A 1,227-nucleotide genomic window follows, 5' to 3' on the forward strand; every position below is an offset into this window, starting at 1 on the left:
GCATCCAGCTGCTTCAATCGGATCGCAGCACTCAGACCCGCAGGCCCAGCACCAACAATCACAACATCATATTCCATCGACTCGCGTTCAATCGCTGACATGGCGGACTCCTTGGTGGGAAAGCCCGGCCCGCGCGGGGCCGGGGTCATTTTGGTATCAGGCGACAGCGCCCAGATCGGCCGGAGTCAGATCCAGAACCGAATTGGCACCTTGGGTCGCAACCGTCTGAATGGCGCTTGCCAGCGGGAAGACGTTGGCAAAGTAGAACCGAACGATGTTCAGTTTTGCCTTCAGATGCGCAGAGCCACGACCGTCCGCGATGCGTTTGGCGGCGTGCAGCGCAGCGTCGCCCATGGCCCATGCCCCCAGCGCGATGCCGAACAGTTCCAGCACGTTCACCGCAGCCGCCGAGGGCTCGTGACCGTTCTGCTGGATCAGCCAGTTGCTGGTTTCTTCGACCATGTTCGCGGCCTCATTAACCGATGCCGACAGACCGGCCCAATCGGCACCCGGCGCGGTCTGCGCGGCCAGAGCTTCGGCCGAAGCGCGCATATCGGCGACGATCTCAAGCGCGGCCTGACCGCGATCACGGATGATCTTGCGGCCGACAAGGTCCAGCGACTGAATGCCGGTGGTGCCTTCGTAGATCGTGGTGATCCGGGCATCGCGCAGGTGCTGCGCCGCGCCGGTTTCCTCGATATAGCCCATGCCGCCATGCACTTGCACGCCCAGCGAGGACGAATGCACCGACAGTTCGGTCGACCAGGCCTTGGCCACCGGGATCAGCAGATCGACCCGGCGCTGATGGCGGGCGCGTTCATCTGCATCTTCCGCGCGGCGGGCAAAATCCAGCGACCGGGCGGCGCGATAGGCCAGAACCCGCGCCGCTTCGGTGCGCGATTTCATCAGGCCCAGCATCCGGCGGATGTCAGGGTGGCCCATGATGGTGTCGATACCGGATTCCGGCGGCGTCGGCCCCTGTTTGCGCTCCATCGCATAGGCCACCGCGTGTTGAAGCGATGCTTCACCGATGCCGATGCCCTGCAGGCCGACCCCCAGACGGGCGTTGTTCATCATGGCAAACATGTATTGCAGGCCCTTGTTGGCCTCGCCCACCAGATAACCGATCGCACCGCCAGTGTCGCCAAAGGCCAGCGTGCAGGTCGGGCTGCCGTGGATGCCCAGCTTGTGCTCGATCGACACGCAACGAACATCGTTGCGATCGCC

Annotated in this window: 2 protein-coding genes; both read right to left on the bottom strand. The window is 63.8% G+C overall.

Features of this window, described 5'->3' with window-relative positions:
- Nucleotides 1-101: FAD-dependent oxidoreductase (locus tag ABYW26_RS14585; protein WP_372605643.1), on the bottom strand; the 101-nt coding region annotated here is incomplete at its 3' end.
- A 55-nt stretch (nucleotides 102-156) separates the two neighbouring features.
- Nucleotides 157-1,227: acyl-CoA dehydrogenase (locus ABYW26_RS14590; protein WP_372605642.1), on the bottom strand; the 1,071-nt coding region annotated here is incomplete at its 5' end.

Origin of the sequence: Actibacterium sp. (assembly GCF_041584535.1) — a bacterium.
GTDB lineage: Bacteria > Pseudomonadota > Alphaproteobacteria > Rhodobacterales > Rhodobacteraceae > Actibacterium_D.